We start from the raw sequence: 14,452 nt of genomic DNA on the forward strand, positions 1-14,452 counted from the left end.
TATACAATATTCAATTATTACGTATATTGTACGTTTTTAACATACATCCCTTTATACATTTTAACATCATATTTTTACAAATCATACAAAAATTCTCATACACTATTTTTAAAAATATATATCCCTCATTAAATAATATGTTCCTTTCACTGCCATTTCTGCTTGTGATACGAATGTAATTTCTTTCATACTATCTTCACAGCATTTCTTAAATACAGCAAATATTTCAGGAACTAAACGCAATATACTGCCACTTACTGCAATTGGCGTTGAGTGCTTAAAGTTCAACTTGTTATAAACACTTACTGTAATCCTTGCCAATTCCTTTCCAGCTTGCATCATAATTTCATACGCATCATCATTGCCATTTCTCGCTTCCTGAATAACTAATGGCGCGATTGCTGCAATTTTATCTTTAGAAGAAGTATATACTAAGCTTTTTATATGAGACGGTGTCAAAAGTTGAAACTCATCTTGAATCCTTAAGCTTAATGGGCAAAGTGCAACTCCTTGATCAAATTGATTCGCCATTCTTTTTAAACCTTGTAATGCAATCCAATATCCGCTTCCTTCATCTCCTAAAATATGTCCCCATCCACCACTATACTCGTACACTTCTCCTTTCTTTCCAAGACAAATTGCACCTGTACCACCTATAGTTAATATTCCCTCCTTACCTTTTAAAGCAGCTGCATGCGCGATCATTGCATCATTAAAAATTTCAATTTTTGTTCCGTATTTCTTTTTTAAACGTAATGTTAATTCATTTGTATTCCCTCCGCTTATACCAGCTAATCCTAAACAAATACAAACGCAATGCTCATTCATTAAACTCTTCTGGCATTGATTAATTGCTTCCATAATATGCAAAAGTGCCTGGTCAAAATCTATTAATACATTTCCAAATCTGCTCGTACCTCTTACAACTTCATTTCCATCTTGATCAAATGCAATTGCCTCTGTCTTCGTTCCCCCGCCATCTACTCCAATCATATACTTCATATGTTCGCCTCATTTTCATCTGCGTATGGAGGGAATGTTATATTCCCTAAAATTACGGAATTCTTAGCACCTGTTGCGCTCGGCACATTACTCGGATTACGATGATATGTTTCATTTGCTAAAATGGCAAAGGCGATTGCTTCCTTCGCTTCTGAAGAATAGCCTATATCTTCTTGAAGGAATAATGCACATTTTTCTTCTTTCAATCCATGCCGTATCATTTCTACAAGTGTATCATTATAACTTCCGCCACCACCTAGAATTACCTCATCGATTTCATAATACGGCAGAATAAACTCCTTATAATGATAAACAATTGAACTTGCTGTAAACCTTGTGACAGTCGTCAATATATTTTCTTTACTATGCTTTTCAAACCGCTTTAATAACTCACTGACAAATTCTTCTCCAAACTGTTCTCTACCAGTTGATTTCGGTGGATTCATTTTCAAAAATGGATGATTCATACAATATGTCAAAACCTCTTCTACAACTACTCCTTGTTTTGCAATGTTACCATTTTGATCATATGACAACTGAAACAACCTTTGACATACTTCATCCATTACCATATTACCTGGACCTGTATCAAATGCTATAACGCTTTTCTCACTTAGTTGACTTGGTATTACAGTCACATTACCAATCCCGCCGATATTTTGTAGTAGTCTATTTTTAGTTTGGTGACGATATAAAATAATCTCTGAATATGGTACAAGTGGTGCTCCTTGTCCTCCAGCTGCCATGTCCATCGTTCGAAAATTAGAAATAACCGTCGTATTCGTTTCATACGCTATAATTGCTGGTTCTCCAATTTGTAATGTAGAAGGAATCATACCTCCATCTTGCTGTGGCTGATGATAAATCGTTTGTCCGTGAGAACCAATTAAATCTAATTGTCTCAAAGGAAAATTGGCCTCTTTACAAACTTCCTTTACAGCGTTTGCGAAGCGTAAACCGAGTTTAAAATTCAAACTGCATATAAGTTGTACATTTGAATTTTCTATTGATAATGCCTGCTGGATATCATTTTTCATATCATTACAAAATGGCACAGTAGTAAAATGGATGAGTTCAACTTTAGAATCTACACCGCTTCCATCTATATGAACGAGTGCTACATCTATTCCGTCTAACGAAGTACCGGACATTACCCCTGCAACATACATAACATGCATGACCTCCTATTTACTAAAAAACAATCATGTAAGTAACCAACGTACAACCAATCGAAAACAATATAAATCTAAAAAACAACTGAGCTTTCGATGCAAACGATCCATCAATGAAAGAAACAACTACCGTAAGCAAAACGCTTGCCGCAATACTTGTAACGAGCCAAATACTATGCATTTGTGATAAATTTAGCATGCCTAATAAAGGGACAAAAAGTAAATTTGCACAAATCACTCCAAATAGTAATAAAAACACACCTTTATAACTAAATTTTATATTCATTCTATTTCCCCCTTTCTAGTTTTAATGTGAAAGAAGTGATAGACAAAAAGTCTATCACTCAAAATAACAGCATGTAGATTAAGGATTAACCGACTCTCCGTCACCATTCTTTTCGATTTCAAGCATATTTTTGTCGTACATTTTAAAGAATGGTAAATAAATAAGGAACGATATTGTTATATTTATAAAAACTAATACAATCGCACGCCAATCTCCACCTGTTGCTAAATATGCACCAATTGGAGCAGGTAATGTCCATGGCGGCATAATATGCGTTGGTGTTACAAATCCCATTGCGGTTGCAGCATACGCTATAGTAGCTGTTACTAACGGGGTAATGACGAAAGGAATAATTAAAATTGGATTTAATACAATCGGCAAACCGAATATAACCGGTTCATTTATATTAAAAATCCCAGGGACAATACATGTTCTCGATAATGCTTTTGAATATTTTGATCGACCAAATATAATCATAGCTAACACAAGCCCTAACGTTGCACCCGAACCACCAATCCAAATAAACCATTGATAAAACGGTTCTGGTGCAATAAACGGAAAATGACTCGCTCCACTTGCTACAGCTTCACCGTTCTTTCCTAAATACACATCCCAAAGTGGCCTTGCCACAGTACCTACAACTGATACTCCGTGTATCCCGAAAGACCAGAAAAACGTAATTAAAAATACAGGTATAATAACGCCAAAGTAACTATCACCAGCTTTTACTAACGGTGCGGCTAGTTTATCTACAACGTAATGTAAATCAACTTTAAAAACGACTGTAATAAGACTCATCATAATAATAACGAATGCTGCAGGTATAAGTGCTTCAAATGAACGTGATACTGACGGTGGTACTTGTTCTGGCATTTTTATCGTTACGTTATTCTTCTTACAAAACCTTAAAATCTCAACTGATAAAATAGAGACGATCATCGTCACAAATAATCCATGACCTCCAAGATTTGTCATCGGAAGCATGAATCCTTTTTTATCAATTAACTCAGGCGTTAATGTTAAAAGTAGTGAACATACCGCAAGCTGTGCTCCTGATAAAGCATCTAATTTATAACTTTTCGCTAAATTATATCCTATTCCAAATGCTATATATAAGGACATAATAAACATAGTTAAACGATATGGTATCAATATACTTGTTTGATTCTTTAATGCCCAAACCGATATGAAACTATCTTTCGGCAGTGGTGGAAATGCTACTATTAAAAAAAAGCTTCCTACTATAATAAATGGTAACGCCGAAATAACTCCATCACGGATTGCTTGTAGATGCCTCTGCTCAGAAAGCCTTGCCATCGGGCCAGATAAGTTTTTATCAAGAAACGTGACAAACTTATTCATAACGCTTCCTCCTAACTAATTAATTCATTTACAGTTTTTAATAAAGTCGGGCCTCCAAGTGGCGTGTATGCTTGCGGTGGAATGATGCCACACGGAATAGATTCCTCCTCTGCAAATTTTTTTACAGAGTCAAATCGGTGTCTTATTTGAGGTGCCACCATTACGACATCCCAGCCATTCTTTACTTCTTCCTCTACCTCATTCGTTCCAATTGCATGCACTTCCATGTTCACACCATTTTTCTCCGCTTCTTTTTTTAAAGCGTTTACAACAATTGCACTGGACATTCCTCCAGAACAGACGAACAAAACTTTCATTTATTAATCCTCCTATACTTATAATTTATTACCCTTCAAATGAAAGGAAGTTTCACTTTACTAACAAGCATATGAAGTAATAAATGAATTTAGTTATAATGAAAGTAAATTTCATTAAAAATATTTTTCCTATTAAATTAATGTTTCAATATGCAATTTTCTCTATTGCAAAGTCAACCTCGCCTCCTATATTATTTTAAATAATCATATGATAGGGAGGCGTATAAATGATCGTTAAACGTTTATTAATGATATGTTGTATCGTCATCTTGTTCATCCCTTTCTCTTTCATTCCCCCTCACTCTACTTATGCTGAAGTAAATACTGCATACAAAAAACATGAATTACGTGCTGTATGGATTGCATCTGTTCTGAATATTGATTGGCCCTCAAAAACTGGCTTACCCATTGAAAAACAGAAACAAGAATTTATAAGATTATTAGACGATGTAAAAAGCACTGGTATGAATGCAGTTGTTGTACAAGTTAAACCAACCGCTGATGCTTTCTATCCTTCAAATTACGGTCCTTGGTCTGAATACATTACAGGAACACAAGGAAAAGATCCTGGTTATGACCCGCTTGCATTTATGATTGAAGAAACTCATAAAAGAAATATAGAATTCCACGCTTGGATTAACCCATACCGAATAACGATGAATCACACCGATATAAATCGATTATCAAATAATCACCCTGCAAGGCAACATCCCAATTGGGTTGTCCCTTATGGCGGAAAGTTATATTACAATCCCGGTATTCCAGAAGTGAAAAAATTTATAACAGAAGGTGCTTTAGAAATCGTGCAAAATTACGATATTGATGCGCTGCATATGGATGATTATTTTTATCCATATAAAGTAGCCGGTGAAGAATTTCCAGATCAGAAAACGTACGAAACATATAATAACGGTAGATTTACAAATATAGAAGATTGGCGACGTAACAATGTAAATGAACTTGTAAAAGATTTAAATACTGCTATAAAACAAGAAAAATCATATGTAAAGTTTGGCATTAGTCCGTTCGGCGTATGGAGAAATATAGCTGACGATCCGACTGGCTCTAACACAACCGCAGGCCAAAGAAACTATGATGACCTTTATGCTGACACACGTGAGTGGATACAAAAAGGATATATTGACTACATTACACCGCAAATATATTGGAATATAGGTTTCACCCCAGCTGCATATGACATATTAGTAGATTGGTGGGTTAAAGAAACAAATAACAAACCGATTCACCTATACATCGGTCAAGCGGCCTATAAAATTAATAATAACTCCGTCCCTGCTTGGTCTGATCCAGAAGAATATCCAAGACAAATTGCATTAAACCGGCTATATCCTGAAATAAAAGGTAGTATGCATTTTAGCTTAAAAGATATTAATAACAATCCACTTGGAGCTAAAGATAGACTCTCAAAAGACATATATAAATATCCTGCATTAATTCCACCTATGCCTTGGCTTGATCATGATCCACCAAAACAACCGACTTTAAAAGGTGCCATTCCAAGAGATGAAGGTATTGCAATCGGTATCATTGACAATAGAGATAATGATTCTACTTATTACGCTATTTACCGCGCGAATGGGAAAAATGAAGTGGATATACAAAATCCGAAAAATTTACTTACTACTGTAAGAAAAACAACACTTGGAGAAATTTATGTAGATAAAACCGCTATTTCTGGAGAAACGTATACGTATGTCGTAACTGCAGTTGATCGATTGCATAATGAAAGTGTGGCTTCTAGTCATACTACCGTTAGTGCAAAATAAAATCTCATAACAAAAAGCGCCCTAAAGCTGTGATACTTAGCTTTTAAGGCGCTTTTTGTTATTTATTCTTAAACTTCTCAGTCGCTGCTCTCATCTTCACATTTAAATCGTGATCAATTGAGTCGCGAATATCTCGCTCTACTACTTCCATTTCTTTTTGGAAATTTTCCAAGTAGATTTTCAGTTCTTCTTCTTTCTCTGGTCTTTGTGAAGGTGGTAATTGTACTACCAACGATAACATGGCCGTTAAATCTTTCATTAAGAACGTTTCAAGTTTATGTTGTTGTTCAAACATGCGTTGCTCTTGATAGTACGGAAGTGCATTCAATACTGAAATTGTAATATCATCAACCGTTCTTTGTAATGAAGGATTTATTGAGCGTTTATACGCTTGAATTGTATTTAATGCGTCTGGATAACGGTCATAAAAATACAATTTGTAAAATGATAAGTCTGTCGGTTTTACAGTTTGCTGTGTCTCTTGTCTTAAGAAATCTTTCACTTTCATCGCAGCTACATCAATATCTTCATTCGTAAGCTTTTTCGTAGTTTTTGCCATTACATGCACTTTTTTCTGCTTTTCTTTCGGTAACATCGAGAAGACTTGTTCTCTCGTACGTTGACCTGATGCACAAAATAGAGTATTTAATGTATTTTGTTCTTTCTTTCCTTCAGTGCGAATCCAGCGATAAAACAGTGGATGTTGTGTAAATTCTTGTAGAAACGGTATTGATTTGTTTGATAACTTGTCTAAAGAATCTTGCGCTCTTTTATATGGCTTCGTCCATGAAAAATACAGCTTCCGTCCGAAATATACGACTAAAACAACGACAGTAAATGCTATTAAAAGCAATGTACCGAGTAGTAATAATACTGTTTGAATGAAACTCATTTGTTCACCTCCTCTAATAATCCGTTATTTCCTTGGACGCTGAATGAGTTTCTGCTTCATCTCATCATTAAATGTGTCTAGTTCAATAACGAACTTCTTACTTGACTCGATAATACGTTCTGACGATTTTTCAGATGCTTCAATTGCAGCGAACACATTTTGGAATGATTCACGTAATTTATCCATGCTAATAGCAGGGTTTTCAAGCAATTTTGTCGTTTCTTCTGTATTTTGTTTTAACGCTTGAGAATTACTTAATACCATCGATTCAATTGCTTCATTTGTCGCATTCACTGCATCGATTGTTTTCCGTTGATTTGTTAACGCTAACTGAATAGCAGCTGAAACCGTTACAACGTTTTGCGTCATCGTAATTGCATTACGAATTGCCTCTGTTAACTTTTCATTATTTTTCTTAATAATGTCTACAGATGCGATAGATTGTAATAAAACACTTTTCGCTTGCTGCATATTACGTGTACGTACAAGTATCTTTTCTAACGCATCGTTAATTAATGGAATATCTCTTTGACGTTCTGGATTTTGTTTCTCAGCTTCCAGCATGCCAGCAAGTTTTTTCCCTAAGTATACTTGCTTATCAAGAGCGTGAATTTTATCATGCGATTGCTCTTTAAGCATTTCAAGACCAACTGTATCTTCTTGTAAGTTGTCACGACCAATTAGAAGGGATCTTATAATCTCCTCAATTTGCTTATCTATAGATTGATATTTATGCACGTATGTTTCAAGTGGATTTTTCTTGAATACTTTAAACATAATTTTCTTCATACCACTTGCTTTTAATGAATTCGGATCAAGTTCTGATACCACTTTTCGTAATTCTAACAATGTATTTGGAATTTCTTCGTTCTTTCCATTCATCATCGCTGTTACAGGACGTTTTAATGCTGACAACGTTTGTCCTGCTGCTTGTTGCTCTTTATCTCCTAAATCTCCTAGCTGAGACAATACTTTTGATAAATCTGTATTTTGCTCGCTATTTAACTTTTGTACATAAAGATCAGCTTCTTTATTCAGTTCCTCTAATTCTGCATCTTTTATAACTGTATCAACCACTACTTCTACATTATTATCTTTCACGATCGATACAGGTTCTTTTTTCTCGAGTTCAGTCAACAAAATCGCTCCTTTATTTATATGTGCGAATTTATATGCACTATATTTCATCTATTATATCGTATTTCATATACATTCTGATTGCTTGAAATCGATTTTTTTAGAAATGCCTGTTTATGCAGTCATTCCCTGTTTCTTACTATAAGTATACCTGTAAACAACATAATTTTCCTCAGACTTAAGACCTAGAGAACGACATGCTGAAGGCGGATTCTTCGTATGTTACTATAAATTATGTTCTCCTATCCTTCTGTACTCAATCTTTTGACATACACCCTTTTTCAATGTGATAATTATATTGCGCTCACTCCTATTTCTTCTTGCGCGCTACGAATGCTCCATTTTGAAATGCCAATAACACCGATTCAAACATTTCATCTTCTTCTATCATTTTTTTAAACTCGGCTAATTCATTTGCATGAGAGGTTGCGTTATCAACAACAAGAAAACCCTTTGGTTGTAAAATGCGTTTTATATGCTCAAGCCACCACATGTATTGCGTACGCTCTGAATCTAGGAAAATAAAATCAAATGAATGATCTAATTGCGCATCTAAAAATGCCCCTGCTTCTTGATTATGAACATCAATCCTTTGTAAAAGGTTTGCCTTTTCAAAATTGACAAGTGCCTCTCCAACTCGTTCTGAAGAAAGCTCTACAGTTGTTACATTTCCATTTGTTTCTTCTACCGCATTAGCTAACCACAATGTAGAATAGCCATTAGAAGTTCCGATTTCTAAAATGTTTTTTGCGCTACACCCTTTTACTAAAATTGATAAAAATTGCCCCATCTCACGAGTAATATTCCGTAATTTTTCTTCCCGTGTTTTTTTATTTCGATCATGCTCTTCTCCATATTGTTCAAGTTGAAATAATAATGAATCTAACGTATCCATTTTTTTCATCGCCTTTCCAAAGCAATATGATGAAAAAGCTCTTGCTGCCCGTCTACTTTCATTATATGCGAAACAAAGACCTTTTTCCTATTATATGACAAAGATTTGAATTTTTTTATAGCATATTGTTTCGTTTTTTGGTAAAGTTAATTTCTACGTGCAATTATTCCATTCATATTATTTCATATTAAAATTGCAGTTATTAAATTATATAAACCCCATTTAAATGAATCGGTATTTCAAATTCAATTAAGCGCCCTTTTCGGACGCATTTTCTTTGTTTATATATTTCCAGAAGAAAGGATGCTTACAAATGAACGTGATTAGCTTAGATGCTGCTCGAAAACGAAAGCAGCATAAAAAATTAATGATTACTATACCGATTATTACACGTATTTATGAAGAAGACGGGGAAATTAAATTTGAGGTAGCTGGCGAAAAAGATGTACCTCTTGAAATGTTGGAAAAATAATAAAAAACGCATTTCTGAAGAAATGCGCTTTTTTATATTTTTACATTTAAATGCATAAGTTTTTCAGGGTTAACCATCATATAAATATTTGAAATTTTCTCATCCTCAAATGCAAACGAAAGAACATAAGTTACTTTATTGTTTATTGTAACTATAACTCCTGGTATACCATTGACCATTTTGAAATCAACAGTGTACTCTTCTGTCAATCGTTGTGCAATCCCAAAGAACAAACGTATATGTTGTTGTTCGGCATAGCGCATAAAATATATTGCGAACCATTGGATCTTTTATTTCATTTTCTGCCCATGTAGTTAGACTCATTTTCGGAACTTCTCCTACATCTAAATTTCCTAAACGAATCATAAGACGTGAGAATTGTACTTTTGCAGACCAAGAAAGTAGTGGTGTTGATAAAATTGAGTAAAAATCTGTTGGGATAGTGAATATATCCCCTTTCCATATTCCATGTGCTTTTGTAGATGGTATTCCACCTGGAAGAGTCATACCAAGCTCATTAAAAGTTATAAACGCTGCCCCGCCTCTATATAAAGCATGTGCACCAAGATTCATGCAGATTCCATTTTTATTTGTAGTCATCCCTCGGCCACCGAATTGACTGGACTTTTCTAATACAATCACTTTCCTTCCAGCTTTCGCTAAATATATAGATGCTGTTAATCCAGCAAGCCCACCGCCAACAATTGCTATATCAAGTGTATTCATAATAAAATCCCTCCTTAATCGTTCTACATACAAGACGAACGATTAAGGAGGGATGTGACATAAAAATAAATTTTTATTATCCTACTTTATTTCATTACTTTTTAATTCGATCATATTGCATACGAAATAACTCAATTGCAAATGGAATATCCTCTTCACTCTTTAAATAATAACTGATCCATCCTGATTCAGGTAATACGTGATGTGGTTTTACCAAGCCTTGCTTCACTAATTCATCTCGCTTTAACTTCGGAAATGGTAAATCAGCTAATTTATCACCATGAAGATGGCCAAGTTCTTTCTTGCCATAATTTATTTCAATACCACCAAATCGATGCGGTTTTTCAGAAACACCCGCCCAGCTGAGTACTTCATTTCTAATCATTTCACTAAATGACATGAACATTCACTCCTTATAAATGATTGATGTAATTTTAAATTAACATTTTCATTACTTTTTTCCATCAATCCAAAGTATGAATGGGAATACGAATATAGTTTGGTCTTAACACCTTATTCTTTATGGAATAAGTGAATTTATTAAGCTACCGACAACAGCACAAAACAAAGACTAGACACATATCCTAATTTTGTAACCTAACTTACCTATAGAAAGGCGGGTAATACAATTGACTGCCAACATCGACTATACCTCCCCCACAACCAATTTTACTTATGATGTAAATAAAAGTAATTTTTTTCGGAAAGATGCCCAAAATTATATAAATGTACTTGGTATTAAACAATTAAATACTTTAGAAAATACTTCTTTATTAGATATTTATTTAAGTACAGGAAATGTTGTAGAACCACATATTCATCAAAATGCAGCTGAACTTGTTTATTGTATTTCAGGGTCTGCTGTTGTTTCTTTACTTAATCCATTTACGAATCAAATATTAAACTTACCGATAAAACCCGGGCAAGTTGCCAACATTCCACAAGCGTGGTGGCATTACGAAATTGCTACAGCAAATAATACTCATTTATTAGCTATTTTCAATGCTCCAACTCCAGAAGTTATTTTCGGTTCTGACATTTTAAGGTTAACTCCAGCTCATATGATGGCCCATACTTACTGTCTCAATGAACAACAATGGAAACAAGCGGTTTCCCCTATTCAATCAACTACTGTAATTGGTCCTCCGGCAAACTGCAATCAAAACCGTGAAATGAAAAATTATCCAACCCAGCCCCTCGCTCAACAACATAATCTGTATCACCAAGATTCTTATTACTTTCCTCTTTACTGGGGCTATTAATTTGTAAATTTTCAAAAGAATCATCATTTATCTCCTAGGAAAATACCAAGGAGATTTTTTTATTGTATCTTCTCTTCCTATTAAAAATAGTAACAATTGATAGTGTACATACATATAATATTTATATATTAAATTGGAGGTGATAGTACTATGAGTAATTATAACTATCGAAAAAACTACTCTTATAATAAAAATAGTAGCTCTTCAGCATCCTCTCAATCTTCCAATTCTCAATCTTCCAATTCCCAATCGCAAAGAGAATTAGCCGAGCAAGGCTATGTAAAGAAAAAAGGATGTAACTGTAATAAAAATAAATAGTTTATTTTATGGATGAATTCTTTTTTAAAAGAATTCATCTTTTTTTACTGACCGGAAATTTTTAAAGTTACATAACTTATTACTAAAATGAGAAAGGGTAAATTATACTTTTTTATACGAACTTAACAAAGAGTAATTGTTCAATTGATTTATTACTTATTTCCCCAAAAAATATAGTCCTTCCTAAATTTATTAGGAAGGACTATATACAAACCCCTGTTTAATTTCCTACTAAACATTGTAACAAATTAAACGATATTAATACCTGCACTTACAAATCCAGCAACTGCAGCTATTGGACTTGCTGCTGTTAATGAAACATACAGTAGTATTTTATCTCCAGCAGCTACTGGAATAGCTTCAGCTATGATACCTGATGCTGTAGAACCAATCGCTATTGCGGCAAATGCTGGTGTTAATAAAAGAGGTGCGCCTTGTACTGTAAACGTATTGCTTGCTGCAGGTGCAGTTAATATTTGTATTTGCACTTGAACAGGTGATATTGGAGCTAATGCAGCTGTTGCACTAAAGAAACCTGCTAATGACGTGATAGTTCCTGCACGTGGTGCTACAAATGCATAATCACCTACACCTAATGCTAATGTGATACTAGTTCCACCTGTTAATGCTACACCAGGCTGACTAAATCCAAATCCAAGAAGAGTTCCTGTATTAGCTACTAACGCGTTAACTAACGCAGATGGTGTTGTACCTGAAGCAAATGGAATAATAGCTCCGCCACCAGCTGCACCAGTTGCTCCTGTTAAGCCCGTTGCCCCTGTTGGACCTGTTGCTCCTGTTGCTCCTGTTGCTCCTGTTGCCCCTGTTGGACCTGTTGCCCCTGTTGGACCTGTTGCCCCTGTTGGACCTGTTGCCCCTGTTGCTCCTGTTGCTCCTGTTGGACCTGTTGCTCCTGTTACTCCTGTTGCTCCACCAGTACCTGCTGGACCTGTCGCTCCTGTTGGACCTGTTGCTCCTGTTGCTCCTGTTGCTCCCGTTGGCCCTGCTCCGGTTCCTGCTGGGCCCGTTGGACCTGTTGGACCTGTTGGACCTGTCGCCCCTGGAGTAGCATTGATTAATTGGATTAATAAATTAAAAAGAAGTTGTAAAGTTGCAGAATCAACATTTGAGTTGCAGGATATAGGGATAAGATCTAAAGCGAAGAAGAATTGTGCAAGGGCGCTATAAAATTGTTGCAATAATGTTGACAATTGTCCTAAATTAGGTGCTGGAGATTGTAATAAAACTATAATACTTTGAGTTAATTGTTTCAAAAAATTAACTTCTGGGGAAGGTAATAAGGAATTTAAGAAAATTAAAAATTGATTAAATAAATCGAGTAACACTAATCTGTTTGCATTACTTGGATTTGCAAAAAATGCTGAAATAGCTGATACTAATGAGTTTAGTAAAGTAATTAATTGACTTAATTGTTCCCTAGTAATAGGAACTGACTGTGGATTTTTACAACAATCTGCTGAAAAAACAATCGGATTGCAGTTATTATGATCAAAACAATCATTATGTTTCATTTATTTCCTCCTTACTTTTCTTATAGTTGAGTGTTTTCCTATTCTAAGTACTATAAAAGATGCCATTGAAAAATGTAGTTGAGTTATATGTTTCTCTTAAAATAGGAAACATGAATGATAATCAAACTTGAAAACGTCATTTAATTATGTTCATGACTCACATATTAATTATATGTTTTTAATAATTGACTGCTTAGATTAAATACCTAAACTTAAGAGTTTATTTTATTTTTCCACGTTTATCTCTTAGGTTCAAAGACACATTTTAATTTGAATACAAAAACCGAATTTACGATTTACATATATTCCGCAAGTAACAACATCATTTTTTCATATAAATAAAGAACATTTCCTTACTAAAATTGGGCTCACCTTATAAAGGTGAAGCCGTTTCTATTATAAAAAACTCTCATACAATATAGTGGACAAGTTATTTTATACTTCGTTCTAATAAAATATTGTAAGGAGTGAAAATTAATTGCCTATCATTCAACCATTTATGGCATCTAGAAGATTTACATCTACACTAGGAGCCGGCACAGGTACAGGTGCAGCTTTTGCAATTGCTGCCACAGCTTGTTTAAACGATGCGGGTACTACTGCAACCGCTTTTCCGACTTTCACGTATTACAACTTATATGTGAACGGTATTCTTCAACCAAGCGTGAACTCCAGTGTTACTACTGGTCCTACTGGTGCTATTACAATTCCTGGTGGGGATGCATTAGACGGCGGAATTCCAATTACAATTGAATTTATCGTCACTTAATGTTACCGAATGTAATTCAGAACAAAAAAGACAGATTCCTTTTCACATTAAGAATCTGTCTTTTTTAATTAATAATAATAAATTGTAAAATAATTGAAGAACCTTGCGATGGTGGTTGGTTATCCAATAAAGTTAGTTTACCAGTACTAACTTCATAGAATGGTTGTGGTTGCAGAATTCCATTGATAAACAAATTTACATATGAAACCTCAGTAGGTGATAGTATATTCGTTGTACCATATTGAGCTATGCCATCTGCATCTGTATATATAAGTTTCTCTCCATCTGAAAAAGTGTAATATAGCAAATTAGTTGTTGTTATAGGGCCAATCCCCCCAGTAGGACCTGTTACTCCCGTTATTCCTGTTGCTCCTGTTGCTCCCGTTGTTCCTGTTGCTCCCGTTACTCCCGTTGTTCCTGTTACACCCGTTGCTCCTGTTACTCCCGTTGCTCCCGTTGCTCCTGTTGCTCCCGTTGCTCCTGTTGCTCCCGTTGCTCCTGTTGCTCCCGTTGCTCCTGTTGC

16 protein-coding genes and 2 pseudogenes are annotated in these 14,452 nt (G+C 34.9%); 5 read left to right on the forward strand and 13 right to left on the reverse strand.

All coding sequences use genetic code 11. The features are described 5' to 3' along the window. Positions 1–108: 108 nt before the first annotated feature. The 5 genes from HFD78_RS23885 to HFD78_RS23905 all read right to left on the reverse strand — a co-directional run bounded on the left by HFD78_RS23885 (position 109) and on the right by HFD78_RS23905 (position 4,139). Positions 109–1,002 carry a BadF/BadG/BcrA/BcrD ATPase family protein gene (locus HFD78_RS23885; RefSeq protein WP_000876621.1) on the reverse strand — a complete coding sequence of 298 codons (894 nt, stop codon included), beginning with the start codon at positions 1,000–1,002 and terminating at the stop codon, positions 109–111. Continuing rightward, positions 999–2,171 (reverse strand): anhydro-N-acetylmuramic acid kinase AnmK, encoded by a 1,173-nt coding sequence (gene anmK, locus HFD78_RS23890; RefSeq protein WP_000289011.1) that lies wholly within the window; start codon positions 2,169–2,171, stop codon positions 999–1,001. Before anmK ends, HFD78_RS23885 begins: the two co-directional genes overlap by 4 nt. Positions 2,172–2,193: 22 nt before the next feature. Next, complete coding sequence (locus HFD78_RS23895; protein ID WP_001021966.1) at positions 2,194–2,460, reverse strand: hypothetical protein; 267 nt, start codon at positions 2,458–2,460, stop codon at positions 2,194–2,196. 78 nt (positions 2,461–2,538) lie between these two features. Continuing rightward, entirely contained in the window at positions 2,539–3,822 is a 1,284-nt protein-coding gene (locus HFD78_RS23900) for a PTS sugar transporter subunit IIC (RefSeq protein ID WP_001032294.1), read from the reverse strand. A gap of 11 nt (positions 3,823–3,833) precedes the next feature. Next, positions 3,834–4,139, reverse strand: coding sequence for a PTS sugar transporter subunit IIB (locus HFD78_RS23905; RefSeq protein WP_000865907.1), 306 nt, complete (start codon positions 4,137–4,139; stop codon positions 3,834–3,836). Positions 4,140–4,366: 227 nt separating this feature from the next. On the opposite strand from HFD78_RS23905, the gene HFD78_RS23910 reads away from it, so the two are divergent. Next, complete coding sequence (locus tag HFD78_RS23910; protein WP_000636012.1) at positions 4,367–5,926, forward strand: glycoside hydrolase family 10-like protein; 1,560 nt, start codon at positions 4,367–4,369, stop codon at positions 5,924–5,926. Positions 5,927–5,984: 58 nt separating this feature from the next. Here the strand turns inward: HFD78_RS23910 and HFD78_RS23915 are convergent, their stop codons facing one another. The 3 genes from HFD78_RS23915 to HFD78_RS23925 form a co-directional block, all read right to left on the reverse strand. Continuing rightward, positions 5,985–6,818: a DUF3974 domain-containing protein gene (locus tag HFD78_RS23915; RefSeq protein WP_000008378.1), complete on the reverse strand. Its 834-nt coding sequence runs from the start codon at positions 6,816–6,818 to the stop codon at positions 5,985–5,987. 24 nt (positions 6,819–6,842) lie between these two features. Then, on the reverse strand, positions 6,843–7,955 hold the full coding sequence (locus HFD78_RS23920) for a toxic anion resistance protein (protein WP_000137396.1): 1,113 nt from the start codon (positions 7,953–7,955) through the stop codon (positions 6,843–6,845). Positions 7,956–8,265: 310 nt separating this feature from the next. Continuing rightward, positions 8,266–8,859, reverse strand: a complete 594-nt coding sequence (locus tag HFD78_RS23925) for an O-methyltransferase (protein WP_002196489.1) — start codon at positions 8,857–8,859, stop codon at positions 8,266–8,268. Positions 8,860–9,163: 304 nt separating this feature from the next. Here HFD78_RS23925 and HFD78_RS23930 point away from each other — a divergent pair, with 304 nt between their 5' ends. Beyond that, a complete protein-coding gene (locus HFD78_RS23930; RefSeq protein ID WP_001100984.1) occupies positions 9,164–9,322 on the forward strand; it encodes a hypothetical protein in 159 nt (52 codons plus the stop codon). Between the two features lie 32 nt (positions 9,323–9,354). Here HFD78_RS23930 and HFD78_RS23935 read toward each other — a convergent pair. The 3 genes and pseudogenes from HFD78_RS23935 to HFD78_RS23945 form a co-directional block, all read right to left on the reverse strand. Next, positions 9,355–9,564 (reverse strand): annotated as a pseudogene (locus tag HFD78_RS23935) (RNA polymerase sigma factor SigJ); the annotation flags it as partial. Next, positions 9,554–10,048: pseudogene (locus HFD78_RS23940) on the reverse strand (FAD-dependent oxidoreductase); the annotation flags it as partial. The pseudogenes HFD78_RS23940 and HFD78_RS23935, both read right to left, overlap by 11 nt. Positions 10,049–10,142: 94 nt before the next feature. After that, positions 10,143–10,448, reverse strand: a complete 306-nt coding sequence (locus HFD78_RS23945) for a luciferase domain-containing protein (protein ID WP_000010319.1) — start codon at positions 10,446–10,448, stop codon at positions 10,143–10,145. Positions 10,449–10,677: 229 nt separating this feature from the next. On the opposite strand from HFD78_RS23945, the gene HFD78_RS23950 reads away from it, so the two are divergent. Together HFD78_RS23950 and HFD78_RS23955 are read left to right on the forward strand one after the other, a co-directional pair. Further along, the gene (locus tag HFD78_RS23950) at positions 10,678–11,310 is read left to right on the forward strand and encodes a cupin domain-containing protein (RefSeq protein ID WP_000126334.1); all 633 of its coding nucleotides are present in this window, start codon (positions 10,678–10,680) and stop codon (positions 11,308–11,310) included. A 150-nt stretch (positions 11,311–11,460) separates the two neighbouring features. After that, on the forward strand, positions 11,461–11,628 hold the full coding sequence (locus HFD78_RS23955; protein ID WP_016109953.1) for a hypothetical protein: 168 nt from the start codon (positions 11,461–11,463) through the stop codon (positions 11,626–11,628). A 248-nt stretch (positions 11,629–11,876) separates the two neighbouring features. Here the strand turns inward: HFD78_RS23955 and exsJ are convergent, their stop codons facing one another. Continuing rightward, positions 11,877–13,160, reverse strand: a complete 1,284-nt coding sequence (gene exsJ / locus HFD78_RS23960; RefSeq protein ID WP_098284914.1) for an exosporium protein ExsJ — start codon at positions 13,158–13,160, stop codon at positions 11,877–11,879. A gap of 478 nt (positions 13,161–13,638) precedes the next feature. Here exsJ and HFD78_RS23965 point away from each other — a divergent pair, with 478 nt between their 5' ends. Further along, the gene (locus HFD78_RS23965; RefSeq protein WP_001121647.1) at positions 13,639–13,929 is read left to right on the forward strand and encodes a DUF4183 domain-containing protein; all 291 of its coding nucleotides are present in this window, start codon (positions 13,639–13,641) and stop codon (positions 13,927–13,929) included. A 64-nt stretch (positions 13,930–13,993) separates the two neighbouring features. Here HFD78_RS23965 and HFD78_RS23970 read toward each other — a convergent pair. Further along, positions 13,994–14,452, reverse strand: a 459-nt coding sequence (locus HFD78_RS23970) for a DUF4183 domain-containing protein (protein WP_191968121.1), incomplete at its 5' end; no start/stop codon positions are given.

Source organism: Bacillus sp. EKM501B, assembly GCF_011800505.1.
In the GTDB taxonomy this organism is placed as follows: Bacteria; Bacillota; Bacilli; order Bacillales; family Bacillaceae_G; genus Bacillus_A; species Bacillus_A cereus.

Bases quoted from the DNA above. Each gene is read 5' to 3' on its own strand.
- exsJ (WP_098284914.1), bottom strand. From the start codon at position 13,160: ATGAAACATAATGATTGTTTTGATCATAATAACTGCAATCCGATTGTT.
- HFD78_RS23905 (WP_000865907.1), bottom strand. From the start codon at position 4,139: ATGAAAGTTTTGTTCGTCTGTTCTGGAGGAATGTCCAGTGCAATTGTT.
- HFD78_RS23930 (WP_001100984.1), top strand. From the start codon at position 9,164: ATGAACGTGATTAGCTTAGATGCTGCTCGAAAACGAAAGCAGCATAAA.
- anmK (WP_000289011.1), bottom strand. From the start codon at position 2,171: ATGTATGTTGCAGGGGTAATGTCCGGTACTTCGTTAGACGGAATAGAT.
- HFD78_RS23885 (WP_000876621.1), bottom strand. From the start codon at position 1,002: ATGAAGTATATGATTGGAGTAGATGGCGGGGGAACGAAGACAGAGGCA.
- HFD78_RS23910 (WP_000636012.1), top strand. From the start codon at position 4,367: ATGATCGTTAAACGTTTATTAATGATATGTTGTATCGTCATCTTGTTC.
- HFD78_RS23900 (WP_001032294.1), bottom strand. From the start codon at position 3,822: ATGAATAAGTTTGTCACGTTTCTTGATAAAAACTTATCTGGCCCGATG.
- HFD78_RS23925 (WP_002196489.1), bottom strand. From the start codon at position 8,859: ATGAAAAAAATGGATACGTTAGATTCATTATTATTTCAACTTGAACAA.
- HFD78_RS23945 (WP_000010319.1), bottom strand. From the start codon at position 10,448: ATGTCATTTAGTGAAATGATTAGAAATGAAGTACTCAGCTGGGCGGGT.
- HFD78_RS23895 (WP_001021966.1), bottom strand. From the start codon at position 2,460: ATGAATATAAAATTTAGTTATAAAGGTGTGTTTTTATTACTATTTGGA.
- HFD78_RS23915 (WP_000008378.1), bottom strand. From the start codon at position 6,818: ATGAGTTTCATTCAAACAGTATTATTACTACTCGGTACATTGCTTTTA.
- HFD78_RS23955 (WP_016109953.1), top strand. From the start codon at position 11,461: ATGAGTAATTATAACTATCGAAAAAACTACTCTTATAATAAAAATAGT.